Origin of the sequence: Kitasatospora sp. NBC_00315 (genome assembly GCF_041435095.1) — a bacterium.
Lineage (GTDB): Bacteria > Actinomycetota > Actinomycetes > Streptomycetales > Streptomycetaceae > Kitasatospora.
The window spans coordinates 1,032,577-1,048,417 of record NZ_CP108025.1; the positions used below are offsets into that span (position 1 = coordinate 1,032,577).

Here is a 15,841-nt window from a genome sequence, read left to right on the forward strand (position 1 = left end):
GACCGTGAGACGGACGCCCCGTGCGATCCCCTCGCCGACGACCTGTCGGCAGTCGCACACCGCGCCGGAAGGACCACCCCCATGCGTTCTGCACGCACCCTGCTGACCGGAGCGGCCATCGCCGCCACCCTCACCCTCGGCGCCCCCGCCGTCGCCGCCTTCGCCGCCGACTCTCCCGACTCGGGCAAGACCCTGACCTGGGAGGAGAAGCAGGAGAAGGCCGCCAGCCCCGACGGCCAGAAGACCTGGGAGGAGAAGCAGGCCACCGGCAAGCCCGACTCCACCGAGGCGGAGAAGGCGCCCAAGGGCGGCGTGCACACCGGCGGCGGCGGTATGGCCGTCGCCGGCGACGGTGTGGCCTCCGGTGCCGCCCTGCTGCTCGGCGGGATCGGCGTCGGCGTGTACGCGCTGCGCCGCCGCAAGTCCGCGGGTGCCGCGATCTGACCCGTGGCACCGGCCCGTAGGGCCGATCCGCGACTCCCCGCCGTGGCCGCTCACCAGCGGCCACGGCGGGGGTGCACCGGGGGGACGGAGCAGACCAGGGGGCGGGAGCGGCCGCCGTACCGGCCGTACGGCCATGACCATGCGAGGCGTGTTCGATGGGTGACCAGAGCGGCGGCCAGGGCGGCATGCCGGCACTGCTGCGGGTGGCGATGGCGGCGGCCGCCGTGGGCTGCCTGCTGATCTACAACTCGGTGGACGCGGCGCCGGCCCAGACCGCCGCCCCCGCCGCGGTCGGGGCCTCCTCCCCCGCCGCCGCCGCGCCGGCCCCGGCGGCGGCGCCGGCCGCCCCGACCCCGGCCGCCAGGGCCGCGCCCGTACTGGCGCGCTCGGCGCCGACCCGGCTGAGGATCCCCCAGATCGGCGTGAACGCGCCCTTCACCGAGCTGAAGCTCGACGCGCAGGGCGCGCTCAACGCCCCGGCGCCGGACGACAAGAACCTGGTCGGCTGGTACGGCGGCGGGCCCACCCCGGGCGAGCGCGGCAGCGCCGTGGTCGCCGGCCACGTCGACACCACGAAGGGCCCGGCGGTGTTCCTGCTGCTGCGGCTGCTGCTGCCCGGCAACCCGGTCGAGGTGACCCGCGCGGACGGCACGGTCGCGGTCTTCACCGTCGACTCCGTCCAGACCTTCCCGAAGGACGCGTTCCCCGACGCCAAGGTCTACGGCCCCACCGACGACGCCCAGTTGCGCCTGATCACCTGCGGCGGCACGTACGACCGCAAGCGCAAGGACTACCTCGACAACGTGGTCGTCTTCGCGCACCTGCAGTCCTCCCGCAAAGCCTGACCCACCCCGTACGCGCTGAGGGCCGGCACCTGGCGGGTGCCGGCCCTCAGCGCGTACGGTCGACGGATCGGACCGGAGCCGACGGATCAGGCCGGGACGGTGCTCTCGAACGCGTGCAGGTACGGGTTGACCGGGCGGACCTCGCCGACCTTCAGCCCGGCGGCGGACATCAGGGAGAGCATGCTCGTCTTGGAGTGCTTGGCACCGCCGACGTTCAGCAGCAGCAGCAGGTCCATCGCGGTGGTGAAGCGCATCGAGGGGCTGTCGTCCACCAGGTTCTCGACCACTACCACGCGGGCGCCCGGTGCGGCCGCCGCCACGACGTTGGCCAGCGTGCGCCGGGTGCTGTCGTCGTCCCACTCCAGGATGTTCTTGATGATGTAGAGGTCCGCGCGGACCGGGATCGCGTTGCGGCAGTCCCCGGGCACCAGGCGGGCCCGGTCGGCCAGTGCGCCGCCCTCGCGCAGCCGCGGGTCGGCGCCCGCGACCACCTTGGGCAGGTCGAGCAGGGTGCCGTGCAGGTCGGGGTGCTTCTCCAGCAGGCTGGCCAGGACGTGGCCCTGCCCGCCGCCGATGTCGACGACCGAACTGACACCGGTCAGGTCCAGGTACTCGGCGAGATCGGCCGCGGACTGCCGGCTGGAGGTGGTCATCGCCTTGTCGAACACCTTGGCCGAGTCACCGGCGTCGCTGTGCAGGTAGTCGAAGAACTCCTTGCCGAACACGTCGGGGAAGACGTTCTTGCCCGAGCGCACCGCCTCGTCCAGCCGCGGCCACGCCTCCCAGGTCCACGGCTCGGTGCACCACAGGGAGATGTAGCGCAGGCTGTTCGGGGCGTCCTCGCGCAGCAGCCGGGACATCTCGGTGTGCGTGAAGCGGTCGCCGTCGGTCTCGGCGAAGATGCCGTAGCAGGACAGCGCGCGCAGCAGGCGGCGCAGCGGCTTGGGCTCGGTGTCCAGGGCCGACGCGAGGTCGTCCACGGTGGCCGGCTCCTCGCCCAGCGCGTCGGCGACGCCCAGGCGGGCGGCGGCCCGTACGGCGGCGGCGCAGGCGGCGCCGAAGACGAGTTCGCGCAGGCGCATCGCGGCCTGCGGGTCGGTGATCGGTGCGGTGGTCATGGGGCCGTCTTTCTGAGGGTCAGGATTCGGGTCGTACCGGGAGTGGTGCCGGGTCGGTACCGCGTGCGGCCGGGCGTCAGCAGCGGCCGGCCGGTTCGGAGACCGCGCAGTGGTTGCGGGTGAACACGTTGGTGGTGCCGGTGTCACGGTCGGCGAGATCCGCGGGACCGTTGCCGGACACCAGGTTGCCGCTGACGGTGATCCGGGCGTTCGGGACGCCGACCAGGCTGCGGTAGAGGACGATGCCGCCGGACATCGAGGAGGATCCGACGTTGTCCTGCACCTGATTGCCCGTCACCAGACTGTCCTCGGCGCCGGTGAAGAGGATGCCGGTGCCCTGGATGGCGTCCAGCCGGGGGTTGGGCGGGCAGTACTTGTTGTTCCCGACCACCCGGTTCCCGCTGACGGTCAGCGCACCGGCGCGCGGGACGCCCTCGTCGCCGACGACGAACACCCCGCCGCAGTTGCCGCTGATGCTGTTGTGCTCGACGGTGAGGTCGCGGGCCCGCCGAACGGTGACGCCGATCCGGTTGTCGTCCAGGCGGTTGTCCGCGATCACCGCGCCCTCGGTGTCGATGGCGCCGCCCTCGGTGTCGACCGCGTTGGCGAGGAAGATGCCGGACTGGCCGTTGCCGACCGCCTCGTTGCCCCTGAAGACGCCCCGGACGGACTTCTCCTGGCTGATGCCCTGCTGGCCGTTGTCCAGGGCGCGGACGGCGCGGACGGTCAGCCCGTCGGTCTCGGAGGCGGTGACGCCGTTCTTGCGGAAGCCGGAGACGGTGAGCGCCTCCAGGTGCACTCCGGTGAGGCGGTGACCCTCGGCGCCGGTGACGCAGAGACCGTGGCCGGCCGTGGCACAGGCTCCGGTGTCGGCCGCCGCGGGCGTGATCACGCTCTCCGGGCCGGCCCCACGGATCGTCAGGTCCGAGGTGGTGACCAGCACGCTCCCCTGGTAGCTGCCCGGCAGCAGCTGGACGGTGTCGCCGGGCGCGGCGGCGTCCACGGCCTGCTGGATGGACTCACCGGGCCGGACCAGGTGCAGGGCGGAGGCGTGCGCCGGGGGCGCGGCGCCCAGCGTGATCAGGGCCGTGGCGGTGGCGGTGGCCGCCGCGAGGTGGGGAACCCGTCGCGTGAGCATGAATCGGAACCTGCTTTCCTTGCGTTTCCAAGCGCTTCCCAGCGCTTCCTGGCGTTTCCTGGCGCGATCGCGGAACGCGGTGCGGTGGGCGGCGGCCGGGCAGCGGCCTGGAGGTCCGCGGGTGCTCCGCCGAGGCGCGCGGGCGGGCATGCGTGTCCGCCGGTTCGACGCTATGGGCGCCGCCGCACACCCGCCACCGGGTGGGGCTGCGGGACTGACGGGGCATCGGCCGGTTGCCGTAACGAGGCGTCAGACCGGACCGGCCGCCCGGACGGCGCCGCCGAGCGGGACGGGACGGCGGGTGCGGGACGGCGCCGCCGAGCGGGACGGGACGGCGGGTGCGGGACGGCGCCGTCGAACGCGACGGGACGGCGGGTGCGGGACGGCGCCGTCGAACGCGACGGGACGGCGGGTGCGGGACGGCGCCGTCGAACGCGACGGGACGGCGGGTGCGGCGGTGACGCGCGCCGGGCCCCTCGCCGCGGGGTGCCCTGCGGGCGGGCGGGAGCCCGGGGGCCGGTGCCGGTCGCCCGGCGCCGCCGTGGCAGGCTCGGGGCATGAACGCCGCACCGCTGACGCCCGCCGCCCGCAACCCGGTCGGGGCCCACGTACCGGTCGCCGCGAAGGGACTGGCGGGAACGGGGCTGGCGTACGCGCGGCGGGTCGGCGCGGAGACGGTGCAGGTGTTCGTGGCGAACCCGCGCGGCTGGGCCACTCCCCCGGGCAACCCGCGGCAGGACGAGGCCTTCCGGACGGCCTGCGCCGAGGAGGGCGTCCTGGCGTACGTGCACGCGCCCTACCTGATCAACTTCGGCTCGGAGACGACCGCGACCCGGGAGCGCTCCGCCGAGTCGCTGCGGCACTCGCTGCTGCGCGGGCACGCGATCGGCGCGCGCGGGGTGGTCCTGCACACCGGCTCGGCCGTCGGTACGGCGCCCGACGGCGGCTCCCGGCGGCCCGAGGCGATGGCCCAGGTGCGGGCGGACCTGCGACCGTTGCTGGACGAGCTGGACGGGCTCGGCGAGGACGCGCCGATGCTGCTGCTGGAGCCGACCGCGGGCCAGGGCCGCTCGCTCTGCTCGCGGATGGAGGACCTCGCGGAGTACCTGGAGGCACTGGACGGGCACCCGGGCGTCGGGGTCTGCCTGGACACCTGCCACGCCTTCGCGGCCGGGCACGACCTGGCGGCGCCGGGCGGGATGCCGGCCGTCCTGGACGCGCTGGTGGCCGCCGCCGGGCCCGGGCGGCTGCGGCTGATCCACGCCAACGACTCCGAGGACGAGGTGGGTGCCCGTAAGGACCGGCACGCCAACATCGGTGACGGGCGGATCGGCGCGGCCCCGTTCCGGGCACTGTTCGAACACCCGGCGACCCTCGGCGTGCCCCTGGTGGTCGAGACCCCGGACCGCAGGCACGGGGGCGACGGCACCGGGCACGCGGCTGACATCGCACGGCTCAAGGAACTCCGGGCCGCGGCGGCGACGGCGTCCGTCACCGGGACAGCGGCGCTGCCGGCCCGGTCCGGCGCCGGCATCGGCTGAACGGCCGCGGGCCGAACGGGCTGCCGAACGGTGCGGGCCGAGCCGCTCGGGCGTCCGAGCTGCCGGGGCCGGGCGACGGTGGCACGGTGGTACGGGGGATGCCCAGCACGCCGAGCACCCGCGAGGGGACCACCCGATGAGTCCGAGCCGCAGACTGGCCGCGCTTCCCTGTGGACGCCGCAGCAAGTGGGTCGTCCTGGCACTCTGGCTGATCCTCGTGGTGGCGGCCGGTCCGCTGGCCGGGAAGCTGATGAGCGCCGAGGACAACGAGGCGTCCAGCTGGCTGCCCGGCAACGCCGAGTCGACCCGGGTCCTCGTCGAGCAGCGGAGCTTCCAGCCGGTCGACACCGCCCAGGCCGTGGTGGTCTACCAACGGGCGAGCGGTATCACGGAAGCCGACCGGGCCGAGGCCGTCCAGGACGCCCGGACGTTCGCGAGCGCCCTGCACGTGCTCGGCGCGGTCGTCGGCCCGCAGGAGTCCGCGGACGGGCGGGCCCTGCAGACGGTCGTGCCGGTCGACATCGGCACCAACGGCTGGAACGACCTCAAGCCCGCCGTGGAGGACATGCGCGCCACCGCTGCCGCGAACAGCAACGGGATGGTCACCCATGTGACCGGCCCGGCAGGCATCGGCGCGGACCAGGCGGCGGCCTTCGAGGGCATCGACGGCACCCTGCTGTTCGGCACCGTCGGCGTGGTGATCATCCTGTTGCTGCTGACCTACCGCAGCCCGGTGCTCTGGGTGCTGCCGCTGCTGGCGGCGGGCGTCTCGCTGGCCCTGTCCCAGGCGCTGATCTACCTGCTGGCGGAGCACGCCGGCCTCACCGTGAACGCGCAGAGCGCCGGCATCCTGATCGTCCTGGTGCTCGGCGCGGGGACGGACTACGCCCTGCTGATCACCGCGCGTTACCGGGAGGAGCTGCGCCGTCACGAGGACCGGCACGAGGCGATGGCGTTCGCCCTGCACCGGGCCGGGCCCGCGATCCTGGCCAGCTCGGCCACCGTGGTCGCCTCGATGCTCTGCCTGCTGGTCGCGCAGATGAACTCCACCCGCGGCCTCGGGCCGGTCTGCGCGATCGGCGTGCTGGTCGCCCTGGTCGCGATGCTCACCCTGCTGCCCGCCCTGCTGGTCACCTTCGGCCGCTGGGTCTTCTGGCCGGTGCGCCCCGCCCACGGGACCCCGGAGCCGACGAGGACCGGTACCTGGGCACACGTCGGCCAGTGGATCTCGACCCGGCCGCGCAAGGTCTGGATCGGCACCGCGCTGGCGCTGGGAGCATGCTGCCTCGGCCTGGTCTCGCTCAACGCCAACGGCCTGAGCACGGCCGGGACGTTCACCGGCACGCCGGACTCGGTGGTCGGCCAGCAGGTGCTGGACCAGCACTTCCCCGGCGGTACGGGCGCGCCGCTCACCGTGATCAGCACGGCCGGACCGGCCGGTTCCGTCCAGGCCGCGGCGGCGGCGACCCCCGGCGTCGCCGACACGACGCCGCCGGCCGCCCACGGCGGGCTGGCCTCCTTCCAGGCCACCCTGGCCGACCCGCCGGACAGCCAGGCCGCCAAGGACACCGTCGACCGGGTCAGGGCCGCCGTGCACGCGGTGCCCGGGGCGGACGCCAAGGTGGGCGGCAGCACGGCGGTCGTGCTGGACGCCGGACGGGCCGCCGCCGCCGACAACCGGGCGATCATCCCGCTGGTGCTCGGCGTGGTGCTGGTGATCCTCGCACTGCTGCTGCGCGCGGTCACGGCCCCGCTGGTGCTGATCGCCACCGTGGTTCTGAGCTACGCGGCCGCGCTGGGCATCAGTGCGTTCTTCTTCGAGCACGCCTTCCACTTCGAGGGCCAGGACAACGCGTTCCCCCTGTTCGTGTTCGTCTTCCTGGTCGCGCTCGGCATCGACTACAACATCTTCCTGATGACCCGGGTCCGGGAGGAGGCGGGCCGCCGCGGCACCGAGGCGGGGGCCGTCGCCGGGCTGGCCGCGACCGGCGGCGTGATCACCTCCGCGGGGCTGATCCTGGCCAGCACCTTCGCGGTGCTGGGCACCCTGCCGGTGGTGGGCTTCGCCGAGATCGGCTTCGCGGTGGCGCTCGGCGTCCTGCTGGACACCCTGATCGTGCGGTCGGTGCTGGTCACGGCGCTGACCGTGGACCTCGGCCGGCACATCTGGTGGCCGAGCCCGCTCTCCCGTCCACGCGAGGAACTGACGGACCGCCGACCGGCCGACGTGACCTGAGACCAGGTGAGCGCGAGCGGCGGAACGGCAGGTTGGTCAGACAAGTTTCGGACGAGTTCACGTGCTGATCGTCCGTTGTCTTGCCCGGCGCGACCCGCGGGGCGTTGACTGCCCGGAACCCGTCGATTGACGGGGTCAGGACATCTCCCCGCGGAGCCTTGATGCCGATCGCCACCCTCCGTCGTACCCGCCGCAGTGGGCGCGCCGCGCGACTCGCCGCCGCCTGCGCGGCCGCAGCCACCCTGATCGCCCCGCTCGCCACCGCACCCGCCGCCCGGGCGGCGTCGGCGGCCGTGCCGGCGCTCGACGTGCTGACCTACAACACCTTCCTGATGAGCACCAACCTGTACCCCAGCTGGGGTCAGTCCTACCGCGCGAAGGCCATCGCCTCGGCCGACTTCTTCCAGGGCCACGACGTGGTGGTGCTGGAGGAGGCCTTCGACAACACCGCCTCCGACCAGCTCACCGCCCAGGCCTCGGCGGCGTACCCGTACCACACGCCGGTCGTCGGCCGCTCCACCGCCGGCTGGGACGCCACGGGCGGCAGCTACAGCTCCACCACCCCGGAGGACGGCGGGGTCACCCTGCTCAGCAAGTGGCCGATCCTGCACCGGGAGCAGTACGTCTACAGGGACGCGTGCGGCTCCGACTGGTGGTCGAACAAGGGCTTCCTCTACGCGGTGCTGAACGTGAACGGCGTCCGGACGCACGTGATCGGCACCCATCTGCAGTCCACCGACAGCGGGTGCTCGGCCGGTCAGCCGGCCTCGGTGCGGGCCGCGCAGCTGAACGCGATGCGCTCGTTCATCGACGGGAGGAACATCCCGGCCGGCGAACCGGTGCTGATCGCGGGAGATCTCAACATCGACTCCCACGGCGCCGAGTACCCGTCGCTGCTCGCGAACGCCGGCGTCGCGGCCGCCGACAGCCGGACGGGCTGGGCGAACTCCTTCGACACGGTCGACAACTCCGTCGCCGCCTACCGCTACCCGGGCGAGCCCAAGGAGGACCTCGACTACGTGCTCTACCGGGCCGACCACGCCCGGCCCGCGAGCTGGCACAACGAGGTCCTGCACGTGCACAGCGCGCCCTGGACGGTCAGCAGCTGGGGCAGCAGCTACACGTACACCGACCTGTCCGACCACTACCCGCTCAGCGCCGGGTAGCCCCGGGCGCCGGGCGGCCGATCCCCCCTCGGCCGCCCGGCGCCGCACCGCGGGCTACGCCCCGGCGACCGGCCGGTAGGTGCACACGTTCACGCCCGCGCCGCTGGTGACCGTGGAGACGAGTTCGAGGGTGCGCAGCGTCGCGTCGTCGGGGAAGATCGACTTCCCGCCGCCGAGGAGCACCGGCATGACGATCAGCCGCAGCTCGTCGACCAGGGCCTCGGTCAGCAGGGCGCGCACGAGGGTGGGGCTCCCCATCACCAGCAGGTCGCCGCCCTCGGCCGCCCGCAGCTCGCGGATCCGGGCGACCGCCTCGTCGCCGGGGAGCACAGTGGTGTTCGCCCAGGTCAGCGCGGAGGCGTCGAGCGTCCGGGAGAGCACGTACTTCGGGATGGCGTTCATCCGGTCGGCGAACGGGTCACCGGCGCGCTCGGGCCAGGCGGCGGCCATCGACTGCCAGGTACGGCGCCCGAAGAGCAGTGCCTCTGCCGTGCCCAGCGCGTCGTCGAAGGCTGCGCCCACCACCTCCGGATCGAAGAACGGATGCGACCAGCCGCCGTGCGCGAAGCCGCCGTCGGTGTCCTCCTCCGGCCCGCCGGGCGCCTGCACGACGCCGTCCAGGCTCATGAACTCACTGATCACGATGCGCATGGGACTCTTCCTCTTCCGTTTTCCCGGTGTGACGGACGTGGAGGCTGCCGGGCAGCTCCAGAGATCATCGCGCTCGACCGATCCCGCGGGGGTGAGGCGGGATCCCGGCGCGGCGTCGCGGCCGGGCCCGGCGCCGCCCGACGGGTGGTCGGGGCACGGGCGAAGCGGATGCCGTCCGCTTCGACCGTGCCCCGACCGTAGATCACCGCACTGACAACTCCGGGCGCACCGCTGCCCGCACGCCGCCGGCCGGCTCCCCGGCGTCCGGCCGGGAGCGCCCCGTGCCACCGGGCCGACTCGGCGCGAGCGGCGTCCGGCCGGAACGCGGCCGGAACGCGGCCGGAACGCGATCTCGTCGAAACCGGCCTTCTCGGCGGCGGGTTCGGCCTCGGCCCGCCCGTCGTCGGCCGGGTGGCCCGGGCACCCACGAGACCTCGGCCGGGTGGCCCGGGCACGGTGGTCGTGGCCGCTCCCCGGCGTCGTTCGACGCCGGCTTCGCTGCTGGGCCGGGAGGTTGGCCGCGGGGGCGTCGGGGCCGTCCCCTGACCGGCCCGCACCCGGACGACCCGCCCGGCATGCGGCCGCCCGGGGCCCGGCCTACGGTGCGCTGGTAGGGGGTGCGACCACATCCGAGAGGTGAATCTCCATGGCAGGGAAGTTCGAGCTCTACACCGACGAGACCGGGATGCACCGGTTCCGCCTCAAGGCGAGCAACGGCTCCGTCATCGTGACGGGCAACGCGCACGAGACGCGCGACGACTGCATCAAGAGCATCGAGTCGATCAGGAAGCTCGCGCCGTACGCGGAACTCAAGGAGGGGGCGGCCAGCCCGGCCTGAAGGCCGGGCGCCGAGCCGCCGATCCTCCCCGGGCCGGCCACCCTCCGAGGTGGCCGGCCCGGCCGCGGTTCCCGGTGGCGTCCCCGGCGCCCGCAACGCCCCCGGGCCGGGGCGCCGCCGCGGGGCGGCCCGGTGGCCGGCCGTACCCGGCGGGCCCAATCGCCCACGTCCGTTCGTCTGTTCGACATATCCCTTTGGCCGGCCGCACGCCGGACGGGGACAGAACGATGGCATGCGTGTCGCCATCGTCACCGAATCCTTCCCGCCCGAGGTCAACGGCGTTGCCCACAGCGTGCTGCGGACGGCCGAGCACCTCGTCCGGCGCGGCCACCGACCACTCGTCATCACTCCGGCTCCGGCCCGTGGCGCGCACTGCCCGCCACACCCCTTCGGCCCGGACGGCAGTCCGCTGCCGGTCGTCCGGATCCCCTCCGTCCCCCTGCCCGGCTACCCGCAGGTCCGGCTCGCGCTGCCCAGCCGACGGCTGGCGGGCGCGATCTCCGGCCATCGGCCCGACCTGGTCCACCTCGCCAGCCCGTTCGTCCTCGGCGCCCGCGGGATGGAGGTCGCGACGGCGCTCGGGCTGCCCTCGCTCGCCGTCTACCAGACCGATCTGGCCGGCTACGCACAGGCGTACCGGGTGGGGCGCGGACTCGGTGAGGCGGCGGCCTGGCACCGGATCAGGACGGTGCACGGCGCGGCCACCCGCACCCTGGCGCCGTCCACCCCCGCCGCCCAGGACCTCACCGCACACGGGGTGCCCCGGGTGCAGCTCTGGCCGCGCGGGGTCGACTCGGTCCGCTTCCACCCCCGGCACCGCGACGAGGCCCTGCACCGCGCGCTGGCGCCCGGCGGCGAGGTGCTGGTCGGGTACGTCGGCCGGCTGGCCCCCGAGAAGCGGGTCGATCTGCTCGCCGGGGCGTCCGCGCTGCCCGGCGTCCGGGTGGTGATCATCGGTGACGGCCCGTCCGGTCCCGCGCTGCGGGCGGCGATGCCCGGCGCCGTGTTCCTGGGCCGGCGCACCGGGGAGGAGCTGGCCCGCTGCTACGCCAGCCTCGACCTGTTCGTGCACACCGGCCCGCTGGAGACGTTCTGCCAGACCATCCAGGAGGCGATGGCCAGCGGGCTGCCGGTGGTCGGCCCGGCCGCGGGCGGACCGCTCGACCTGGTGGGCCACCACCGCACCGGCCTGCTCGTCCCGCCCAGGGACGGCCGGGCCGTGACGGCGGCGGTCGCCGCCCTGGCCGCCGAACCGCAGACCCGGGCCGCGTACGGGAGGGCCGGGCGGACCGAGGTGACGGCCCGCACCTGGGAGGCGGTCGGCGACCTGCTGCTGCGGCACTACACCGAGGTGATCGCCGAGCACCGGGGCCCGGGCGCGCCGGTGGACACCACGCCGCTCGCCGGCGCCGTCCCGTTCCGTCCCCGGCCCGCCGCGGAGCCTGAGCCCCTACCGTTGGAGCAGCCGGCATGACCACTCCCCTGCGGATCGTCCGGCTGGCGAACTTCGTCACGCCGGTCTCGGGCGGCCTGCGCACCGCCCTGCGGCATCTCGGGGCCGGCTACCTCGCGGCGGGCCACCGGCCGGTGCTGATCGTCCCCGGGCCGCGGCGGCGCGAGGAGTCGACGGACCAGGGCCTGGTGATCACGCTGCCCGGGCCGGTGCTGCCCGGCAGCGGCGGCTACCGGGTGCTCACCGACCGGAAGGCCGTCGCCCGGACCCTGGCGTCGCTGGAGCCCGACCGGCTGGAGGTCTCCGACCGCACCACGCTGCGCTGGACCGGCGCCTGGGCCCGGCGCAACGGTGTGCGCGCCGCGATGGTCTCGCACGAGAGCGCGACCGGCCTGCTGGGTGCCTGGGGCCTTCCCGGCGCGGCCGCCCGCGTACTCGGCGACAGGATCAACTCCCGTACGGCGCAGGCGTACGACACGGTGGTCTGCACGACGGAGTGGGCCGCGGCCGAGTTCCGCCGGATCGGCGCGGAGCACGTGGTGCGGGCGCCGCTCGGGGTTGACCTGGAGGCGCTGCACCCCGACCGTTTCGCCGCCTCCCGGCAGCGGGTCAGGACGCGCTACGCCGGGCGCGGGCAGGTGCTGCTGGTGCTCTGCTCCCGGCTCTCGGCGGAGAAGCGGCCGGCCCGTGCCCTGGACGCGCTGGCCGAGCTGCGACGGCGCGGCACCCCGGCTGTCCTGGCCGTGGCGGGTACCGGACCGCTGCTGCCGGGTCTGTCGGAGCGGGCACGCCGGGAGCGGCTGCCGGTGCGGTTCCTCGGGCACGTGGGCGGCCGGGACGCGCTGGCCGAGCTGCTGGCCTGCGCGGACGTGGTCCTGGCCCCCGGCCCGGTGGAGACCTTCGGGCTGGCCGCCCTGGAGGCGCTGGCCTGCGGGACGCCGGTGGTGGCCAGCCGGCACTCCGCGCTGCCGTCGATCATCGGCCCGGCGGGCCTCGCGGCCGAGGACAGCGGGGCGGCCTTCGCGGACGGCGTCCGGGACCTGCTGGAGCGGCCGGAGTACGACCGCCGGGCGGCGGCCCGGGCGCGGGCCGAGGAGTTCGGCTGGCCGGCCGCCGTCGCCGGGTTCCTGGCCGCGCACGGCACGGACCGGGTGGTGGCGGAGGCGCGGCGGTGAGCGGCCCGGCGGCCGCCCGGACGGCGGCGCGTGCCCTGCCCGGGCCCGCGCCGCTGCGGTTCGCCGCGCTCGGCGACTCCCTGACCGAGGGGGTCGGGGATCCCTCCCCCGGCGGCTGGCGCGGCTGGGCCGCCGTGCTCGCGGGAGCGCTCGCGGCGGAGCAGGGCGGCGTCGAGTTCCACAATCTGGCGCGCAGCGGGGCGCTCAGCCACGACCTGACGCGGGAGCAGCTGCCGGCCGCCCGGGCGCTGCGGCCGGGGCTGGCCGCCGTCGTGGTCGGCGGCAACGACACCCTGCGGACCGGCTTCGACATCCACCGCACCGCCGGCGAGCTGGACACCGCGCTGCGTGCCCTCGCCGGGGACGGCGCCGCCCTGCTCACCGCCTGCCTGCCCGACCCGGGGCGGCTGCTGCGGCTGCCGCAGCAGCTGGCGCGCCCGCTGGGGCGCCGGATGGCGGCCGTCAACACCGTGGTGCACGCGCTGTCCGCGCGCTACGGCGCCGTCCATCTGCACCTCGCGGAGCTGCCGTGGACGGCGGAGCGCACCCTGCTCAGCGTGGACCGGCTGCATCCCAGCGCGCTGGGCCACCACCTGATCGCGCGCGGCTTCCACGGGCTGCTCGCCGAGGCCGGCCACCGCCTCGGCCCGGAACCGGTGTCGGACCCCGGCGCTCCCGCCCCCGGGCCGGCCGCCGACCTGTGGTGGATGGCCACCCGGGGCACCAGCTGGTCGGCCGATCGCAGCACCGACCTGCTGCCGGGGCTGATCGCGCTGGCCGCCGCCGAGGCGCGCGGGCGGCTGCGCGGCGCCACCGCCCGACTGGACGAGCAGATGGCCCGGGCGGCCGCCGCCGCCCTGGCGGGCCTGCCGTAGCGGCCGCACCGGGCCGGGCCGGCGGTGACTATTCGGCCACCCGCGTCCGATGAGCGGCTCCGGTGCGGTGCGCTGGTCCACACTGGGGCCATGCGGAAGTCGATCACGGACGTCCTGGCCGGTCACCGGGTGGAGTCGGTCAAGGGCGGTATACAGCTGGACATCGCGCTGGACGGCCGGGTGACCGTCCGGGTGGAGAACGAGTTCCGGTTCTCCGGGCCCTCCGAGGTCGAGCACTACTACCCCGACCTCGGCTTCGAGCCCTCGGAGCTGCTCCTGGGCCTGGTCGGCCACACCGTCGACTCGGCGGCCGTCACCATGGCCGGCGGCCTGGAGCTGACCTTCGAGGGCGGCCGCACACTGTCCGTGCCGCCCGACGCGCGACGCGGGCCGTGGAGCGTCCTGACTCCGCACGGCGCGGTCTGCACCGCCCTGGAGGGCGGCGAGGTGGTCTGGGCGCTTCCCCGCTGAGGCCCGGGGCGCGCCGACGCCCGGTACACACCGACCCCCCGGAACACACCGGGCCCGGGGCACCCGGCCGTCCGGGACGCCGAGCGGTCCGAGACGCCGCGCAGTCCGGGGTGCGCTGACCGCCGGTCGGGTGAGGCGGGGTTGGCGGGCCGGTCGGCCGGGGGATCAGTGCTTTCATGCGGCGCTCTTCATACCATCCGATCAATCGGGGTTCGCGGAACCCTTCCAGGGCCGCCCTCGTGCTCTGCCTGTCCGCCGCGATGACCGGTTGCACCGGCCGGATCCCGTCGCCCGCCCCGGTGCCCGGACCGACCCCCCGACCGTCCGGGAGCACCGGCGCGACGGACCGGCCCGCCCTTCTGCCCACCGCGCCTTCCGTGCTGCCCGGCGCCGCCCGCCGGCAGGAGAGCAACAGCGCCGACGCGGCCGCGCTCAGGGCGGCCGCCGTCCGGCAGGCCCGGGAGAGCGTCCGGGCCTGGGGGCTCGACGAGTCACCGCTCAGGGCGCCCCGGCCGCCGGCCGGCCCGTCCGAGCTGCCGGCAGCCCAGGGCGTCGTGCTGCGGCCCGGCCTGCCCCCGGTGGTCAGCCGGATCCCGACCACCGACCGGGTCGTCTTCCTGACCGTGGACGACGGCGCCGAGAAGGACCCGGAGTTCGCCCGGATGACGCGCGAACTCGGCGTCCCCTTCACCGCCTTCGTCTCCGACTACCTGGCCCGCAGCGACTACGGCTACTTCCGGGGCCTCGCCGAACAGGGCGATCCGGTCCAGAACCACACGCTCAACCACCGGGACATGCGGAAACTGACGTACGAGCAGCAGCGGCAGGAGATCTGCGGCCAGCAGGACGAACTGGAGCGCGAGATCGGCGTCCGCCCGCGCCTGTTCCGGCCGCCGTACGGCGAGTACACCACGGACACCCTGCGGGCCGCCGCGTCCTGCGGGATCGAGAGCGCCGTGCTCTGGAACGAGGAGGCGTTCGCGGACCACATGGAGTGGCGGTACGCCGACCAGCGCCTCCACCCGGGGGACATCATCCTCACCCACTTCCGGGGGGCCGCCCTCTGGAAGGGCACCATGCCCGACATGCTCCGCGAGGTCCTCAACACCGTCACCGGCCAGGGCTTCGCGCTGGCCCTGCTCGACGACTACCTCTAGCTCGGCCCTGCTGGTCGCTCTGGCCGTTGCAGGGCCAGGTCACCACCTTGGCGCCGTTGGCGGTCTGGCTGTTGTAGGCGTCCAGGCACATCTGGACCCCGCCGGTGGTCACCGTCAGCTGGTTGGACGACGTGTGCGTCCAGGTCTGGTTCGCGCCGTTGCCGCGGTCCCAGATCTGCAGCTGCAGTCGTGGACGTGGAGCCGGGCGCTCGGGTCGGCTGCGTGGGCGGTGCGCAGGGCCTCGGCGAAGTAGTTCGTGCCCATCGCCTGGTAGGACACGTCGTTGACGAGAGATCCGTCGCCGTTGAAGGGCTCGTTGACCACGTCCCAGGCGTAGATCTGACCCTTGTAGTGGGTGACCTCGGCGGTGATGCGGGAGTCCACGGCCGCCTGCACCTGGTTGAGCGGCAGACCGGATACCCAGGCGGGCAGTTGGCTCTGCCAGACCGGGTTGTGGCCCCGCACGCGCATGTCGTGGGCCTAGGCGTACGCGCGATCTGGTCGCCGGGGCCGAAGTTGAACCGGCTGTTGCCCGGTTCGGTGGTGTCCCACTTCATCTCGTTGCCCGGCGTGAGCGCGTCGAACCGGGCGCCGGCGATGTCGCTCTCATTGGTGTTGGACAGGTCCGACGTCGTCAGGGCGGTGCCGTGGTAGCGGCCGTGCGCCACGGCGAGAGTGCGAAGCGGGGTGGTCGCGTGGGCGGTTCCGGCGGCACCCAGGGCCACGGCTGCCG

The 15,841-nt window shown here is 74.8% G+C and carries 16 protein-coding genes and 1 pseudogene; 11 read left to right on the plus strand and 6 right to left on the minus strand.

Going from position 1 to position 15,841, the window contains the following annotated elements; all coding sequences use genetic code 11:
* The first annotated feature begins 81 nt into the window (after window positions 1-81).
* Together OG823_RS04355 and OG823_RS04360 are read left to right on the plus strand one after the other, a co-directional pair.
* A complete protein-coding gene (locus OG823_RS04355) occupies window positions 82-444 on the plus strand; it encodes a hypothetical protein (protein ID WP_371477647.1) in 363 nt (120 codons plus the stop codon).
* A 155-nt stretch (window positions 445-599) separates the two neighbouring features.
* Window positions 600-1,289: a class F sortase gene (locus OG823_RS04360; RefSeq protein WP_371477649.1), complete on the plus strand. Its 690-nt coding sequence runs from the start codon at window positions 600-602 to the stop codon at window positions 1,287-1,289.
* 86 nt (window positions 1,290-1,375) lie between these two features.
* Here OG823_RS04360 and OG823_RS04365 read toward each other — a convergent pair whose 3' ends face one another.
* Window positions 1,376-2,407, minus strand: a complete 1,032-nt coding sequence (locus OG823_RS04365; protein WP_371477652.1) for a methyltransferase — start codon at window positions 2,405-2,407, stop codon at window positions 1,376-1,378.
* A gap of 76 nt (window positions 2,408-2,483) precedes the next feature.
* Window positions 2,484-3,545 (minus strand): nitrous oxide reductase family maturation protein NosD, encoded by a 1,062-nt coding sequence (locus OG823_RS04370; RefSeq protein ID WP_371477653.1) that lies wholly within the window; start codon window positions 3,543-3,545, stop codon window positions 2,484-2,486.
* 557 nt (window positions 3,546-4,102) lie between these two features.
* Between OG823_RS04370 and OG823_RS04375 the strand changes: the two genes are divergently transcribed.
* The 3 genes from OG823_RS04375 (at window position 4,103) to sph (ending at window position 8,488) form a co-directional block, all read left to right on the plus strand.
* Window positions 4,103-5,086, plus strand: coding sequence for a deoxyribonuclease IV (locus OG823_RS04375; protein WP_371477655.1), 984 nt, complete (start codon window positions 4,103-4,105; stop codon window positions 5,084-5,086).
* A 136-nt stretch (window positions 5,087-5,222) separates the two neighbouring features.
* Entirely contained in the window at window positions 5,223-7,322 is a 2,100-nt protein-coding gene (locus OG823_RS04380; RefSeq protein ID WP_371477657.1) for an MMPL family transporter, read from the plus strand.
* Between the two features lie 161 nt (window positions 7,323-7,483).
* Complete coding sequence (gene sph, locus OG823_RS04385; RefSeq protein WP_371477659.1) at window positions 7,484-8,488, plus strand: sphingomyelin phosphodiesterase; 1,005 nt, start codon at window positions 7,484-7,486, stop codon at window positions 8,486-8,488.
* Window positions 8,489-8,542: 54 nt separating this feature from the next.
* Here sph and OG823_RS04390 read toward each other — a convergent pair whose 3' ends face one another.
* Window positions 8,543-9,139, minus strand: a complete 597-nt coding sequence (locus tag OG823_RS04390) for a dihydrofolate reductase family protein (protein WP_371477661.1) — start codon at window positions 9,137-9,139, stop codon at window positions 8,543-8,545.
* Between the two features lie 646 nt (window positions 9,140-9,785).
* Here OG823_RS04390 and OG823_RS04395 point away from each other — a divergent pair.
* The 6 genes from OG823_RS04395 (at window position 9,786) to OG823_RS04420 (ending at window position 15,108) form a co-directional block, all read left to right on the plus strand.
* Window positions 9,786-9,977, plus strand: a complete 192-nt coding sequence (locus tag OG823_RS04395; protein WP_371477663.1) for a YegP family protein — start codon at window positions 9,786-9,788, stop codon at window positions 9,975-9,977.
* A gap of 232 nt (window positions 9,978-10,209) precedes the next feature.
* Window positions 10,210-11,451 (plus strand): glycosyltransferase family 4 protein, encoded by a 1,242-nt coding sequence (locus OG823_RS04400; RefSeq protein WP_371477664.1) that lies wholly within the window; start codon window positions 10,210-10,212, stop codon window positions 11,449-11,451.
* Complete coding sequence (locus OG823_RS04405) at window positions 11,448-12,605, plus strand: glycosyltransferase (protein WP_371477666.1); 1,158 nt, start codon at window positions 11,448-11,450, stop codon at window positions 12,603-12,605. Before OG823_RS04400 ends, OG823_RS04405 begins: the two co-directional genes overlap by 4 nt.
* Window positions 12,602-13,480, plus strand: a complete 879-nt coding sequence (locus OG823_RS04410; RefSeq protein ID WP_371477668.1) for an SGNH/GDSL hydrolase family protein — start codon at window positions 12,602-12,604, stop codon at window positions 13,478-13,480. The genes OG823_RS04405 and OG823_RS04410 overlap by 4 nt, the downstream gene beginning before the upstream one ends.
* Before the next feature lie 90 nt (window positions 13,481-13,570).
* Entirely contained in the window at window positions 13,571-13,951 is a 381-nt protein-coding gene (locus OG823_RS04415; RefSeq protein ID WP_371477670.1) for a DUF6188 family protein, read from the plus strand.
* 377 nt (window positions 13,952-14,328) lie between these two features.
* Complete coding sequence (locus OG823_RS04420; RefSeq protein WP_371477672.1) at window positions 14,329-15,108, plus strand: polysaccharide deacetylase family protein; 780 nt, start codon at window positions 14,329-14,331, stop codon at window positions 15,106-15,108.
* Here OG823_RS04420 and OG823_RS04425 read toward each other — a convergent pair.
* From OG823_RS04425 to OG823_RS04435, 3 genes and pseudogenes are all read right to left on the minus strand, one after another.
* Entirely contained in the window at window positions 15,062-15,295 is a 234-nt protein-coding gene (locus tag OG823_RS04425) for a ricin-type beta-trefoil lectin domain protein (RefSeq protein WP_371484300.1), read from the minus strand. The genes OG823_RS04420 and OG823_RS04425 overlap by 47 nt on opposite strands.
* Complete coding sequence (locus OG823_RS04430) at window positions 15,223-15,579, minus strand: endo-1,4-beta-xylanase (protein ID WP_371477674.1); 357 nt, start codon at window positions 15,577-15,579, stop codon at window positions 15,223-15,225. The genes OG823_RS04425 and OG823_RS04430 overlap by 73 nt, the downstream gene beginning before the upstream one ends.
* 77 nt (window positions 15,580-15,656) lie before the next feature.
* Window positions 15,657-15,833: pseudogene (locus OG823_RS04435) on the minus strand (endo-1,4-beta-xylanase); the annotation flags it as partial.
* Window positions 15,834-15,841: the final 8 nt, after the last annotated feature.